The organism is Sulfitobacter sp. M39 (assembly GCF_021735935.1).
Lineage (GTDB): Bacteria > Pseudomonadota > Alphaproteobacteria > Rhodobacterales > Rhodobacteraceae > Sulfitobacter.
Window position 1 is genome coordinate 2,556,679 of the sequence record NZ_WMDZ01000001.1, and the last position, 14,418, is coordinate 2,571,096.

The window sequence follows — 14,418 nt, forward strand, 5'->3', positions numbered from 1 at the left end:
AACATAGAGATATTGCGCGGCGCAGGCAATGCCACAAGCCTCGCCCAACCCACTGAAAATTAACGATATTTCATTTTCAACCTGCTATTGACCCCGACGAAATGCGGCTTTAGGTTGCCACCGTTTAGCTCCATATACCTGCCGCTGGAGGCCCCCGACATGACCGCGACCACATCACCTCGTCCGACTGCCTGCCTGGCGCTAGCGGACGGATCGATTTTCTACGGCATGGGCTTTGGCGCAACGGGAGAGACCGTGGCCGAGCTATGCTTTAATACAGCGATGACCGGCTATCAGGAAATCATGACCGACCCGTCCTACGCGGGGCAGATCGTGACCTTTACCTTCCCCCACATCGGCAATACCGGCACAAACCCCGAAGATGACGAAACCGGCGATCCGGTCGCAGCGGGGATGGTTGTCAAATGGATGCCCACCGACCCGAGCAACTGGCGTTCGGTCCAGCCGTTGTCCGAATGGCTGGCGTCGCGCGGGCGCATCGCGATTGGTGGTATTGACACACGCCGCCTGACCCGCGCCATCCGGCAGCAAGGGGCCCCTCACGCGGCGTTAGCGCATAATCCCGACGGCGTTTTCGACGTCGAAGCGCTGGTCGCCGCCGCACGCGGTTTCGCGGGCCTGGAAGGCATGGATCTGGCGAAAGATGTCAGCTGCAAACAATCCTACCGCTGGAATGAAATGCGGTGGGCTTGGCCCGACGGCTATACCGCGCAGGAAAACGCACCTCATAAAGTGGTCGCGATCGACTACGGTGCCAAGCGCAACATCCTACGCTGCCTTGCTTCGGCCGGCTGCGACGTCACGGTGCTGCCCGCCTCTGCCACGTATGAAGATGTGATGGCGCATAATCCTGACGGGGTTTTCCTGTCGAACGGCCCCGGCGATCCGGCGGCGACCGGCGTGTATGCCGTGCCGATGATCAAGGAGGTCATCGAAAAGACAGAGCTTCCGGTTTTCGGCATTTGCCTTGGCCACCAGATGCTTGCGCTGGCTCTTGGGGGGCATACGGTCAAGATGGGTCACGGTCACCACGGCGCGAACCATCCCGTTAAGGACATTGATACCGGCAAGGTCGAAATCACCTCGATGAACCATGGTTTTGCCGTCGATGCGCAAAGCCTGCCAAGCGGTGTGGTTGAAACCCATCAGTCGCTGTTTGACGGTTCCAACTGCGGCATCCGGATGGAGGGGCGGCCCGTCTGGTCCGTCCAGCACCACCCCGAAGCCAGCCCCGGCCCGCAAGACAGTTTCTATCTGTTTGAACGCTTTGCCGCGGCGATGGCAGAACGGGCCAGCTGAGCTTGGTAATTGCGGGCGTTCTCTTCATCCGCAATTAACACCCCCTTAAGGCATCTCTGCCACGTTCGTCCCATTCCGAGAGGAAGGGATTCGCCTGATGAGCAACCTTGGATTAGAGCTGAAAGCCCCCAAACCCGCGCGTGTGCGCGGGCGCTACCGTCCCTTGGGGCGCATATTGGTCGACGCAGGGCAGATCGATCAGGCCGATCTGGTTCACGCGCTTGAAGCGCAGCGCGATCTCGATGCGCCGCTTGGGGAAATCCTTGTGGCAAAAGGGCTTGTCTCGCGCAGTCAGGTAACTAAAGCACTGGCGCTTCAACATCAGATCCAGCAGGTCGACCTTGACGCAGACCCGCCCAAACCAATGCTTGCGCGCTATCTGCCTGCCGAAGCCAGCTTGCGCCATAAGATTGTGCCGTGGCGACGAATGGGCCAAACGCTGTTTGTAGCGACCAGCCGGCCGGATACCCTTCATACCCTTGCGCATGAGGCCTTCGGCAACAGCGATCTGGACATCGTACCGGTGCTGGCAGAACCCGCGCAGATCAACCGTCAGATCACCGCGCTTTACGGTACCGAACTTGCCAAACGCGCGGCAGAACGTGTGCCCCCTCATGAAAGCTGCCGAACATGGCGGGTTGCCGGTCCCCGTCGGCGTATTTGGGCCGCCGGTGTCATTTTTGTCACGAGCATGCTGTTCGCGTTACTCCCCGCGGTGACTTTTACGGCGTTTGTTCTATGGGCATTGTTTTGCAGTACTATGATCATGACGCTACGTCTGTCGGCCTTTCTGGCGCGCTGCCTGTGGGTGAACACACCACTGCCTTCAGACCCCGCCGTGCCATCGCCCCCGACACGATGGCCAAAGGTATCGGTTCTTGTCCCTCTTCTTCATGAGGAGGAGATTGCCAGCGCCTTGATCGCGCGCCTGTCGCAGCTCAGCTATCCCAAGGCGCTGCTGCAGGTCGTGCTGGTGCTGGAGGAAGGCGATCAAATGACCCGTGACACCATCGCGCGCACCGAACTGCCCTTCTGGTTCGACGTGATCGAAGTGCCCCAAGCAGGCAAACTGCGCACCAAACCCCGTGCCCTGAACTACGCGCTGGAATTTTGCAGCGGAAGTATTATCGGCGTGTGGGATGCCGAGGACGCGCCGGAGGTCGACCAGATCAACCGCGTCGTACAACACTTTGATCAAGCGCATAAAAACGTCGCTTGTGTGCAGGGCGTTCTGGATTTCTATAATGCGCGCACCAACTGGATCTCGCGTTGTTTCACGCTGGAATATGCAACCTGGTGGCGCGTGATCCTACCCGGTGTCGCGCATCTGGGGCTGATCATCCCGCTTGGTGGCACGACATTGTTTTTCCGCCGCGCTGCTTTGGAAAAACTGCGTGGCTGGGACGCCCATAACGTCACCGAAGATGCAGATCTTGGCGTCCGCCTCGCGCGGCATGGGTATAAAACCGACCTGCTGCCCACGGTCACTTACGAAGAGGCCAATTTTCGTGCGTGGCCGTGGGTCAAACAAAGGTCACGATGGCTGAAAGGCTTCTTGATCACATGGGTCGTGCACAGCCGTGCCCCCCTCCGGCTAATCCGCGATGTCGGGCTCATTCGGTTTTTGGGCGTGCAGGTACTGTTCCTCGCGACGTTCTGCCAGTTTATCTTTGCCCCCCTGCTCTGGTCCTTTTGCCTACCGCTATTCGGCGCGGCGCATCCCGTTCAAACAACACTGGGCGCTGATGTGTTCTACGGGCTTTTCGGATATTTCCTCTTCGCAGAAATCCTCAATCTATCTGTCGCGATGACGGCTGTCTCGGGTCCGCAGCATCGCCACCTTATACCCTGGGCAATCACCCTTCCGTTTTACTTTATACTCGGTTCTTTCGCAGCCTATAAGGCGCTATATGAATTCGTGGTCACGCCGTTTTATTGGGATAAGACCGAACATGGCGTCGCGCATAAATCCAGCCCCACTGGTTCTACGGCGTCACCATTTCGTCCACCCTAGCCTTCGTCTTTGCGCTGCGCCGCTTCTTGCTTGAGCCGCGTCATGAAGGCGACAGAGATATGCGTGCGCAATGCTTCATCCGCGCCATCTTCGTCACGCTGTTCGATCATCTGGACAATGCGGTCATGTTCGTCCTGCGCAATCGCGCCGCGCCCGTCCACCGCCAGCGACGATGTCGCCATCAGCGCCATGGATCGGTGCACCAGATCAAGTTGCTGCACCAGATACCGGTTGTGCGACGCGAGATGAATTTGTTTGTGAAATCTGCGGTTCGCACGTGCCAGCGCCGCTGGATTGTCGCGAAAAGCGTCGTCTTCCTCGACCATTTCGCGCAATACACGGACTTCTTCAGCGGTGGCGTGACGGGCGGCAAGCCGCGCGGCCAACCCTTCCAGCTCGCCGCGTACAACGTAAAGTTCGGCCACCTGATTGTGATCCAACGATGCAACGATCAGGCTTCGTCCGTCCCGCGCGAGCAAGGACTGCGTCTCAAGCCGTTGTAATGCTTCACGAACCGGCGTTCTTGAGACACCGAAGCGCTCTGCCAATTCGCTTTCCACCAGCCGATCACCGGGGCGATAGGTGCCCACGTCAATCGCGTCCAGGATCATCGAATAGGCGTCTGTGGGTCCGGAGCGTGGCGTCGTCATTGGTTCTCTTTCAAAAGGCTCCGGCACCTTAGCCCCCGCGTCCAATTGCGCAACCCCGTGATCTTGCGCAGATCATCTGGTCAGCGTAGCAAGTCCCCATGCCACACACCTCTTTTTCTCATGTGAATACTTGGGTCTTTGACCTTGATAACACATTATACCCGCCATCAGCCCGCCTGTTTGACCAGATCGAACAGCGGATGACGCACTGGGTAATGACCGCCTTGAACGTCGACGCGCAGCGCGCGGACTATCTGCGCAGACATTATTGGCACACCTATGGCACCACATTGGCTGGGCTGATGCGCGAACACGACCTTGATCCTGGCCCCTATTTGCACGAGGTGCACGAGATCTCCTTTGACGCGCTGATCCCGGATCCTCTGCTTGCCGCACGGATCGCCGCCCTACCGGGGCGCCGGATCATCTATACCAACGGCACCGCCCCCTACGCCGAGAAAGTCATTGCCGCACGGGGGCTATCGGGCCTATTCGATGCCATCTACGGCGTTGAACACGCGTCATTTTTACCCAAACCCGAACGCGCCGCTTATGACCTGATATTTGCCGCCGACGCATTGACCCCAACCACCGCCGTGATGTTCGAGGACGACCCCCGCAACCTGATTGCCCCGCATGACATGGGGATGGGCACCGTCCATGTGGCCGAGCACCCCGCCCCCGCGCCACATATCCATTTCCACACCGATGATCTTTCGGCTTTTCTTGCACAGATCACGGGCTAACTGACGGGCATGACCATGGCATGTGATATCTTGATTTCGGGCGGCGGCATTGCCGGTTTGACGGCGGCAGCGGCTTTCGGCACCGCGGGTTTCAACGTCGTCTGCGTCGACCCCACGCCCCCCGTCACCGATGGTGCGGCGCAAGGGGCCGACATGCGCTCTACCGCGATGCTGCAGCCGGCGCGCCGCGTGCTTGAGGCAGCGGGCATCTGGGCCCATCTGGAAGAACATGCCGCACCTTTGCAGGTGATGCGTATTGTGGATGCGGGCGGTGACGGCGATACACCAGTCACCAGCCGCGCGTTTGATGCTGCCGATATCTCGGACCAGCCCTTTGGCTGGAACTTCCCGAACTGGCTGCTGAGGCGCGCGCTTCTGGAGCGGCTAGAGGCTTTGCCGAACGTCGATTTCCGCCCCGGCACCGCAACCACCAGCCTGTTCACCCGCACCACCGGCGCACGCGTAACCCGCAGCGATGGAACGAAAATTTCGACAAAGCTCGTGATTGCCGCAGACGGGCGCGACAGCCCCATGCGCGACGCCGCCGGAATTGAGGTGACCCGCCAAAGCTATGGCCAAAAGGCGCTTGCCTTTGCCGTGACACACCCGATCCCGCATGAAAACGTGTCGACCGAGGTGCACCGCAGCGGGGGCCCCTTCACCCTTGTGCCCCTGCCCGATCGCGACGGTCTGCCCTGCTCTGCCGTGGTGTGGATGGATGACGGCGCGTCCTGCCTTGCGCGGATGGCGCTTGACGCAGATACGTTTTCTCAAGCCGCAACCGACCGCAGCGCACACGTGCTCGGCCCGTTGACGCTGGCCTCCGAACGGGCGATCTGGCCGATCATCAGCCAGCATGCCGCGCGCCTCTCTGCCGAACGCGTCGCCCTGATTGCAGAAGCCGCCCATGTGATGCCCCCCATCGGCGCGCAGGGGTTGAACATGTCGCTGCAAGACATCGCAACGTTGCTGGAACTGGCGCAAAAGCACGGCGCTGATCTGGGCAGCCAGCAGATGCTGGACGCCTACCACAAGGCCCGGTTTGGCGATATTCAGCTGCGCTTGCGCGGCATCGAGCTGCTGAACCGCGCCAGTCAGGCGACAACGCCGTTGGCCCGAGATGCCCGTGCCAAAGGGCTCAGCGCGCTATACGCGCTGCCCCCCGTACGGCGCATGCTGATGGAGATGGGGTTGGGCATGCGGCAGGGCTGACCTGCCGCGCGCCTTAACTTACAGTACCTTATCGACTACGGCTGCCAACCGCGCGAGCGTGGCATCAACGTCGTAAAGCTTATCCAACCCGAACAGCCCCAGACGGAAGGTCTGGAAATCCTCCGGCTCGTCACACATCAACGGCACGCCAGCGGCGATCTGCATCCCTTCGGCAGCAAAGGCCTTGCCGTTTTGCACGGATGGATCCGCAGTATAGCTCACCACCACCCCAGGCGCGCCAAAACCTTCCGCCGCGACAGAGGTAACGCCCCTATCCGCCAGCATCTTGCGCACAGAATCCCCCAGACGCCACTGCGCCTCTTTCAGACGGTCAAAGCCGTAGGATTTCGTCTCAAGCATGGTATCGCGGAATTGGCGTAGCGCATCGGTCGGCATGGTCGCGTGATAGGCGTGGCCGCCATTTTCATAGGCTTTCATAATGCTATGCCACTTGGCCAGATCGATGGCAAAGCTGTCCGATGTTGTCTCTCCCATGCGTGCAACAGCGCGCTCCGACATCATGACCAGCCCGGCAGAGGGCGATGCGCTCCAGCCCTTTTGCGGCGCAGAGAGCAATAGGTCGACGCCAAGCGCCTTCATATCCACCCATGCGCAGCCCGACGCGATGCAATCCAGCACCACCAGCGCGCCGACGGCATGGGCCGCTTCTGCCATCTGCTTGATATAGTCATCGGGCAGGATCACCCCTGCACTGGTCTCCACATGAGGTGCGAAAACCACCTGCGGCTTATGCGTCTCGATGGCTTTGACAACGTCATCAATCGGGCTTGGGGCAAAGGGCGCGGGCGTGCTGTTGCCCTGCATTTGCGCCTTCATAACGGTGGCATTGCCGGTCAGATCACCGCTCTCGATGATCTGGCTCCACCGATAGGAAAACCAGCCGTTGCGCACGACCAGCACCTCGGCACCCCGTGCGAACTGACGGGCGACCGCCTCCATCCCGTAGGTGCCGCCTCCGGGGACCACCGCCACGGCATCGGCGTTGTATACGTCCTTGAGCAGAGTGCTGATGTCGCGCATGACCTCTTGGAACACGGCGCTCATATGGTTCAAGGACCGGTCGGTGAACACGACCGAAAACTCTTCAAGCCCTTCCGGGTCAACTGAATTTAGCAAAGCGGGCATGATATCCTCCTGATGGTTTCGCGCGAACATAGCCCCTCGCGTGGCAAAGTCACAGGCCCAATGGTCCGGTCAGTCGTTCCTCGCTCAGCAGCACATTTGCCTCGACCGCCCCCGCCCCCGGCAGAGTCATGATCCGCCGCCGCAGCACCCGTTCGAAATCTGCCAGATCCCGCGCCACAACCCGTAAACGGTAGTCATATAGCCCCAGAACATGCTCCACCGTTTGAACCTCTGGGATGGCACTGACGGCGCGTTCGAAATCCTCAAGACTGACCCGACCCTTGGTCGCAAGCTTGACGCCGAGAAAGACGGTGACGCCGAACCCCAATGCCTCGCGATTCAAGCGCACCCTCTTGCCGCGCAGGATGCCTGCCTCCTCCAACCGTTTGATCCGCCGCCAAGTGGCAGGCTGCGATAGCCCCATATGACGCCCCAGGGCACCGGCGCTCTGCGTGGCATCGCGCGCAAGCGACCGGATCAGCCGGTGGTCCACCTCATCGAGCGTGATCATAGCGGCAACGCCTCCTCTGACTTGATCCGCGCCACATGCATCAGCGCCTCGATATCGGCAATATGTGGCAAAGTTAGAATGCCCTCCCGGTAAATCTGCTGATAATGCGCCATATCCCGCGCAATTACCGATAGGCGCACATCCACACGCCCCAGAAAGGTCTGGAGCTCGATCACCTCAGGCAGTTTGCGCGCCTCTTCAAGAAAGCGGTCAAAGGCATTGCCCTGCGTCTTGTCCAAGGTAATCCGCAAGGACACCTCGACCGTGTAGCCCAATGCCGCCCAATCGACGACAGCCGCCACCCCTTGCACGATCCCGGTTTCCTGCATGCGAGTGATCCGCCGTGACACTTTGCCCGCCGTCAACCCCGTTAGGTCGGCCAGCTCAGCTGGCGACAGCCCCGCATCCGCCTGCCAGTGGCGCAGAATACGTCGATCCATATCATCAAGCATGATTTTTCCATTTTTTGTGCCTACGACGCATTACCATCTTCATTTTGCCAAATAAACTCATAATTCCGCAATGGCATCTCGCAGCAGCTTCGATATGGTCTCCCTAGATTTCAACGAACCCGAAAGGACGCCCCAATGCGCGTTTATTACGACCGTGACTGCGATGTGAACCTGATCAAGGACAAGAAAGTCGCCATCCTCGGCTATGGCTCCCAGGGCCACGCCCACGCGCTGAACCTGCGCGACTCGGGTGCGAAAAACCTCGTCGTTGCGCTGCGCGAAGGCTCCGCTTCGAAAGCGAAGGCTGAAGGCGAAGGCCTGAAAGTCATGGAAATCGCCGAAGCAGCAGCTTGGGCTGATGTGATCATGTTCACCATGCCCGACGAATTGCAGGCCGAAACCTACAAGAAATACGTTCACGACAACATCCGCGAAGGCGCTGCAATCGCATTCGCCCACGGCCTGAACGTCCACTTCGGCCTGATCGAACCCAAGCCCGGCGTCGATGTGATCATGATGGCCCCCAAGGGCCCGGGCCACACTGTGCGCGGCGAATACACCAAAGGCGGCGGCGTGCCTTGCCTTGTTGCGGTAGACACCGACGCCACCGGCAAGGCGCTGGAAATCGGCCTGTCCTACTGTTCCGCCATCGGTGGCGGCCGTTCCGGCATCATCGAAACCAACTTCCGCGAAGAATGTGAAACCGATCTGTTCGGTGAACAGGCTGTTCTGTGCGGCGGTATCGTTGAACTGATCCGCTGCGGCTTTGAGACACTGGTCGAAGCAGGCTACGAGCCCGAAATGGCCTATTTCGAATGTCTGCACGAAACCAAGCTGATCGTTGACCTGATCTATGAGGGCGGCATCGCCAACATGGACTACTCGATCTCGAACACAGCGGAATACGGCCAATACGTCTCCGGCCCGCGCATCCTGCCCTACGACGAGACCAAAGCGCGCATGAAAGCCGTTCTCAGCGACATCCAGTCGGGCAAATTCGTGCGTGACTTCATGCTGGAAAACTCCGTCGGTCAGCCCACGCTGAAATCCTCGCGTCGCGCCAATGACGAGCATCAGATCGAAGTCGTCGGCGGCAAGCTGCGCGAAATGATGCCTTGGATCTCTGCCGGCAAGATGGTCGACAAATCCAAGAACTGATCGCCGATGCAGCGATGTGGAAAGGCCCGGTTTTACACCGGGCCTTTTCTTTTGCGCAACCGGCTGTCACATCTGGCGGGCCGAGTTTTCCCACAGGATATGTCATGCCGGACGCGCCCCAGATCACCAAATCCAGCTGGCTGATGATCCTGCTGCTTGCCTTCATCTGGGGAGGCACGTTTCTGGTGACCGAAATCGCCCTGACTGAAGTGCCACCCTTCTGGATCGCGGCCACACGTGTCGGGTTCGCGGCCTCCGTGATGGTGGTTATCTGGGGTCTGCGCGGGTTTCGGCTCTTTACCCAATCCCCCACCCGCGGCGACATTGCGGCCGTCATCTTTATCGGTGCCGCCAGCTCTGCCGTGCCGTTCAGCCTGCTCGCATGGGGTCAGCAATATGTCACCTCGGGCTTCGCGGGGGTGACCATGGCCGCGACGGCGCTGATCATCCTGCCGCTATCGCATTTCTTCGTCCCGGGCGAAGCGATGAGTCCGCGCAAGGTGATCGGGTTTGCCTTGGGCTTTGTCGGCGTTGTCATCCTGATCGGCGCGCAAGCCTTTGAAAGCACCGGCACCGCGATTGAGACCCAGGGCCGTCTGGCCTGCTTGGGTGCGGCGGGGTGCTACGCCACCAGTTCGATCATCATGCGCCGCCTGCCCGCGGTGGATGCGATCGGCCTTGCGACCATCCTGCTGATCATTGCCACCTGCATCACCATTCCCATGGCGATCATCATCGAAGGTCTACCGCCCCGCCCCTCGCCGTCCATCTTCGCGGCGCTGGCGTTTCTGGGCCTGATCCCCACCGCCGCCGCGAATTTCCTGCGCGTGCTGGTGATCCGCAGCGCCGGCCCGGTGTTTATGTCACTGGTGAACTACCAAGTCCCCGTCTGGTCCGTCTGCCTCGGCGCGCTCTTGCTGAACGAACCGCTGCCGCCATCCCTGCTCTACGCGATGGTGCTGATCCTCTCGGGTGTCGCGCTCAGCCAATATGGCGCATTCCGCCGGCTGTTCACCCGCACCCGCGCCTAGCTTCCAAATGGCTCTAAATCCTCGCCGAAGGCATCCCACGGCCACCGCAGGCGGCGCGTTCCGCGAGGGTGCGGCAGGGCCGCCGCGCAGGACACCCCCGCTAGCGGCCCTGCGATCAGCTTAAGGTGCGACAGCCGCTGTGACTGCATCCACCACGGAATCGACCGCGCGTTCCATCAGCTGCGCGTCTTCATGTTCTGCCATCACACGTACCAGCGGCTCGGTGCCGGATTTGCGGATCAGCAAACGCCCCTGACCGGCCAGATCGGCCTCGGCCTGTGCGATGGCCCCTTGCACCTGCACATCTTCCAACGGCACCTGACCGGCGGAAAACCTTACGTTCTTAAGCAGTTGCGGCACGGGCTCAAAGTTATTCAGCAGCTCGGACGAGGTCTTTTCCGACCGGATCATCTCTGCCAGAAACTGCAGCCCCGCCATCAAACCGTCACCCGTGGTGGCGTGGTCGGTCATGACGATATGGCCCGATTGCTCGCCGCCCAGATTGAACCCGCCTTCGCGCATCCGCTCGACCACATAGCGGTCGCCGACGGACGTCCGCTCAAGCCGTAGCCCCTTGCCCTGCAAGAAGTGTTCAAGGCCAAGGTTACTCATCACCGTGGCAACCAAGGCGCCATTGGCCAGCCGGTCTTCGGCCGCCCAACGGGACGCCATAAGGGCCATGAATTGATCCCCGTCACCGACCTTGCCGGTCTCGTCGATCAGGATCACGCGGTCCGCATCGCCATCCAGACAAATGCCCACATGGGCACCGTGCTCCACCACTGCCGCTGCAGCACGTTCGGGGTGGGTCGAGCCACAATTCTCGTTGATATTAAAGCCGTTCGGTGCCACGCCAATCTCGATCACCTCGGCCCCGAGCTCCCATAGGGTTTCGGGTGCGACGCGGTGTGCGGCCCCATTGGCGCAGTCGATCACGACCTTCAGCCCGTCCAGACGCATCTGGCGCGGGAACGATGACTTCACCCGCTCGACATAGCGGAACCGCCCGTCATCGATCCGCTTGGCACGGCCGATCTTGTCGGCGGGGTTCAACTCCACACCGCCTTCGATCAACGCCTCGATCTCGGCCTCCACAGCGTCGCTCAGCTTGAAGCCGTCGGGGCCGAAGAACTTGATGCCATTATCCGTCGCCGGATTGTGGCTGGCCGAGATCATGACCCCCAGATCAGCCCGCATCGACCGCGTCAGCAGCCCGACCGCAGGCGTAGGGACCGGCCCCAGCAGCAGCACATTCATCCCCGAGGACGTCAGCCCCGCCGTCAGCGCATTTTCGAACATATAGCCCGACAACCGCGTGTCTTTGCCAATCACCACACGGTGCACACCGTCACGACCCGCGCTGAAATAGCGCCCCACAGCGGCCCCGATCTTCAGGGCGACCTCGGCTGTCATCGGATGCACATTGGCCTTCCCGCGAATACCGTCTGTTCCAAATAATTTTGTCATAAAATGCTCCCAAAATATGCGGCATGCCACAGAGCGACCGCTTGGCGGGTGTCGTCCACGTCATGCACACGGATCATTTGCACACCCTGCCCCAATCCTGCAAGCGCCACGGCGATCGACCCCGGCGCGCGGTCCTGTGCCTGCGGCGCGTTGCCGATCGTTCCGATGAACCGTTTGCGCGACACGCCCAGCAGGATAGGCGTCCCCAAAGCGTGAAACAGGCTTAGCCGCGCCAGCAGAGCCAGATTGTGATCCTGCGTCTTGCCAAACCCGATGCCCGGGTCCGCCAGAATGGCCCCCCGCGGGATTCCTGATGCCTCTAGCATACTGATCTGCCGCTCCAGCGCGTCAAAAACATCAAGCAGCACGTTATCGTACTGTGGGTCCAGATGCATGGTCGCGGGATCGCCTTGGGCATGCATAACGCAGACCGGCAGCGCCAGTTTTTGACACAGGGGGCCAAGGGCGGGATCAAAGGTGAAGCCCGAGACGTCGTTTACCAGATTGGCACCAGCGCTGACCGCCGCCTCGGCCACGGCGGCCTTGCGGGTATCGATGGAGATCGAAATTTGCAGCCCCGCCCCCCGCAGTGCGGCGATGACAGGGGCGGTGCGCGTAATCTCTTCGGAGACGGGCACAAAATCCGCGCCGGGGCGCGTGGACTCGCCGCCAATGTCCAGAACATCCGCGCCAGCCGCCACCATCTTTTGTGCGCCGCGCAGCGCATCGGGCACGGCGTTATGCTGCCCCCCGTCCGAGAAACTGTCCGGCGTCGTGTTCAGAATGCCCATGATGCGCGGGCGGTCCAGCGTCAGCCCTGCCATCGCGGGTCTGGGCGCGGTCAGCCGTGCCATCACGCTCGCCGGGATATCGGCCGCGGGCACAACACGGGGCGGCGCGCGACGCGACAAGACCTCGGCATGGGTGAACCAGCCCCACCCCCCCGCGAGAGACACCGCAGTGTCAGGCCGCGCGGGGCCAATCTGGACGAGAGGTCGAAAGTAATCGGTCATGTCTCACAACCTGTCCTGGTCCACCGCCACAGCGCGCAGCGGGACAGAGGCGTCAGCCGGCAAGTCAGCCCCGATCACCAACATCTCTGTCGCGTCGAAGCTGGCGGCGAACCACGCGGCCAGGGCCACAGCATCGCGCGGCTGCGCCGAGGGGGTGTCCACGCTATCAAGCACGATCTTCGACGGGGCCCAAACACTCGTCTGGCCGTTCTTCATCGCCCAATCCAGCTCTGTCCGCGTCGCCACGACAACGCAGCGATCATCCTTTGCGGCCAGCACCCAGGCATTCTGTTCAATCGCCAGCAGATCAATCCGGCGCTGCGCCATTTTATGCCCGACCTGCGGCGCGGCGGTGTCCGATGCGCCGACACAGAGGATCAGGGGCCGCCCCATCTGGTGCAACTGGTCCAGCCACCCCGCCAGATGCGGCGAGGCGATGGCATCATTGCTCAGATAGACCAGCTCGGGGTGTGGCACCTCGCGCGCCTCGGCCTGACTGTCGGGGGTATCGTCACGGGCGCGCACGATCTCGACGCCCAAAGCACCGGGGCCACGGTCCAGCTTTTCGATGCGCACAAACACCCGCATCGCCTGTCGTTCCAGCAGGATACGATCCGCGACCCGTTCGGCCAGCGTCTCGAGCAGGTTCAGCCGTTCGTCCGACAGCTCATAGGCGATGGCCTCGGTCACGCGGTCGTAGGACAGGATGCGGTCCACATCGTCGTCCACGGGGCCGGTCAGCGGCTGCACCTCGACGACGACATTGAAACAGATACGCTGCGTTACGCCACGTTCGGCCTGAAAGGCGCCGATCTCGACCTCAACGATATGATCGCGCAGGGAAATCCGGTCTAGGGGTTCAGGCCCCGCCGTCGCAGCAGCGCGTTCGGACGGATGCGCAAAGGCAAGCCGCGTGTCACTTGTCATGGGTTTGGGCCTTTGCTTGTCTCACTTGCAAACGATCCTAGACCGTTTGCGCGGATGTACCAAAGCCAGACACGGCTGGCCAGCCATCAAAGACGACAGAAACGCCGCTTAGTTCGACGCGGTCTGAACGCCGTCACGATAGAACATGTGCACGCCGATCTTGGTGGTGCGGGTAAAGACGCGCGACCAACGGGGGCTTACGGCCGTGGTATGATAATACGTCGCCCCCCCTGTCAGCGATGGTGCCTTGCCGTCCAGCACCGCCCGCGCGACCTTGCCGACCTGCGCATAGGCGCGCGGCTCTGATATCACTTCGGCATTGCCATCGCAGGTGTAGGTGAACTGGCACTGGTATTTGCGCCCCGTCCCCTGATTGATCACGCTGCATAAAGACCCGGGAAACTGTGCGGATTTCACACGGTTCACAATCACTTCGGCCACAGCGAACTGGCCCTTGACCGTCTCGCCGCGCGCTTCAAAGTACAGCGCCTCTGCCAGACAGCGCCATTGTTCGCCGCCCGATGCTTTCGGCTGTTCGGCCAGCCATGCGCGGGTGAACTCCACCTCGCTGGCGTTGTTCGATGCGATCATGCTTTCCAGACGTTCCGACCCGACAGAGCGCAGCCCTTTGGCTTCGATGTCAGCCAGTGCTTTGGCCTGTTGCGGGCTGGCGGACGCCACGGCAGGAGCAAGCAAAGACAGCGCCAGCAGGGCGCAGGACGAGATTTTCTGAAAAGAACGCATTGAGCGCCTCGCAAGTAGTTTCGGACA

General features: G+C 61.1%; 14 protein-coding genes. 6 read left to right on the forward strand and 8 right to left on the reverse strand.

All coding sequences use genetic code 11. From position 1 onward, the window contains the following. Positions 1-159: 159 nt before the first annotated feature. Together carA and GLP43_RS12325 are read left to right on the forward strand one after the other, a co-directional pair. Positions 160-1,320 (forward strand): glutamine-hydrolyzing carbamoyl-phosphate synthase small subunit, encoded by a 1,161-nt coding sequence (carA, locus tag GLP43_RS12320; protein WP_237279539.1) that lies wholly within the window; start codon positions 160-162, stop codon positions 1,318-1,320. Positions 1,321-1,417: 97 nt separating this feature from the next. Then, positions 1,418-3,334 carry a glycosyltransferase family 2 protein gene (locus GLP43_RS12325; protein ID WP_237279540.1) on the forward strand — a complete coding sequence of 639 codons (1,917 nt, stop codon included), beginning with the start codon at positions 1,418-1,420 and terminating at the stop codon, positions 3,332-3,334. Here the strand turns inward: GLP43_RS12325 and GLP43_RS12330 are convergent. After that, positions 3,331-3,984 carry a GntR family transcriptional regulator gene (locus tag GLP43_RS12330; RefSeq protein ID WP_005854182.1) on the reverse strand — a complete coding sequence of 218 codons (654 nt, stop codon included), beginning with the start codon at positions 3,982-3,984 and terminating at the stop codon, positions 3,331-3,333. The two genes, GLP43_RS12325 and GLP43_RS12330, sit on opposite strands and share 4 nt — an antisense overlap. A gap of 98 nt (positions 3,985-4,082) precedes the next feature. On the opposite strand from GLP43_RS12330, the gene GLP43_RS12335 reads away from it, so the two are divergent. Further along, positions 4,083-4,730 (forward strand): pyrimidine 5'-nucleotidase, encoded by a 648-nt coding sequence (locus GLP43_RS12335; protein WP_237279541.1) that lies wholly within the window; start codon positions 4,083-4,085, stop codon positions 4,728-4,730. A gap of 9 nt (positions 4,731-4,739) precedes the next feature. Beyond that, entirely contained in the window at positions 4,740-5,942 is a 1,203-nt protein-coding gene (locus GLP43_RS12340) for a UbiH/UbiF family hydroxylase (RefSeq protein WP_237279542.1), read from the forward strand. 18 nt (positions 5,943-5,960) lie between these two features. On the opposite strand, the gene GLP43_RS12345 is transcribed toward GLP43_RS12340, so the two are convergent. Genes GLP43_RS12345 through GLP43_RS12355 form a run of 3 tightly spaced genes read right to left on the reverse strand, consistent with a single transcriptional unit; the run spans position 5,961 to position 8,051 of the window. Then, the gene (locus GLP43_RS12345) at positions 5,961-7,088 is read right to left on the reverse strand and encodes an aminotransferase class V-fold PLP-dependent enzyme (protein WP_237279543.1); all 1,128 of its coding nucleotides are present in this window, start codon (positions 7,086-7,088) and stop codon (positions 5,961-5,963) included. Positions 7,089-7,137: 49 nt separating this feature from the next. After that, positions 7,138-7,599, reverse strand: coding sequence for an Lrp/AsnC family transcriptional regulator (locus tag GLP43_RS12350; RefSeq protein WP_237279544.1), 462 nt, complete (start codon positions 7,597-7,599; stop codon positions 7,138-7,140). Next, entirely contained in the window at positions 7,596-8,051 is a 456-nt protein-coding gene (locus GLP43_RS12355) for an Lrp/AsnC family transcriptional regulator (RefSeq protein WP_237279545.1), read from the reverse strand. Before GLP43_RS12355 ends, GLP43_RS12350 begins: the two co-directional genes overlap by 4 nt. A gap of 135 nt (positions 8,052-8,186) precedes the next feature. Between GLP43_RS12355 and ilvC the strand changes: the two genes are divergently transcribed. Both ilvC and GLP43_RS12365 read left to right on the forward strand, forming a co-directional pair. Continuing rightward, positions 8,187-9,209 (forward strand): ketol-acid reductoisomerase, encoded by a 1,023-nt coding sequence (ilvC, locus tag GLP43_RS12360; RefSeq protein WP_009824953.1) that lies wholly within the window; start codon positions 8,187-8,189, stop codon positions 9,207-9,209. Between the two features lie 104 nt (positions 9,210-9,313). Continuing rightward, positions 9,314-10,240: a DMT family transporter gene (locus GLP43_RS12365; protein WP_237279546.1), complete on the forward strand. Its 927-nt coding sequence runs from the start codon at positions 9,314-9,316 to the stop codon at positions 10,238-10,240. Between the two features lie 120 nt (positions 10,241-10,360). Here the strand turns inward: GLP43_RS12365 and glmM are convergent, their stop codons facing one another. From glmM to GLP43_RS12385, 4 genes are all read right to left on the reverse strand, one after another. Beyond that, positions 10,361-11,707: a phosphoglucosamine mutase gene (gene glmM / locus GLP43_RS12370; RefSeq protein ID WP_237279547.1), complete on the reverse strand. Its 1,347-nt coding sequence runs from the start codon at positions 11,705-11,707 to the stop codon at positions 10,361-10,363. Next, positions 11,704-12,720, reverse strand: a complete 1,017-nt coding sequence (gene folP, locus GLP43_RS12375) for a dihydropteroate synthase (protein WP_237279548.1) — start codon at positions 12,718-12,720, stop codon at positions 11,704-11,706. The genes glmM and folP overlap by 4 nt, the downstream gene beginning before the upstream one ends. Positions 12,721-12,723: 3 nt before the next feature. Next, positions 12,724-13,647: a dihydroneopterin aldolase gene (locus GLP43_RS12380; protein WP_237279549.1), complete on the reverse strand. Its 924-nt coding sequence runs from the start codon at positions 13,645-13,647 to the stop codon at positions 12,724-12,726. Between the two features lie 108 nt (positions 13,648-13,755). Further along, on the reverse strand, positions 13,756-14,391 hold the full coding sequence (locus GLP43_RS12385) for a cell wall hydrolase (protein ID WP_237279550.1): 636 nt from the start codon (positions 14,389-14,391) through the stop codon (positions 13,756-13,758). Positions 14,392-14,418 lie beyond the last annotated feature (27 nt).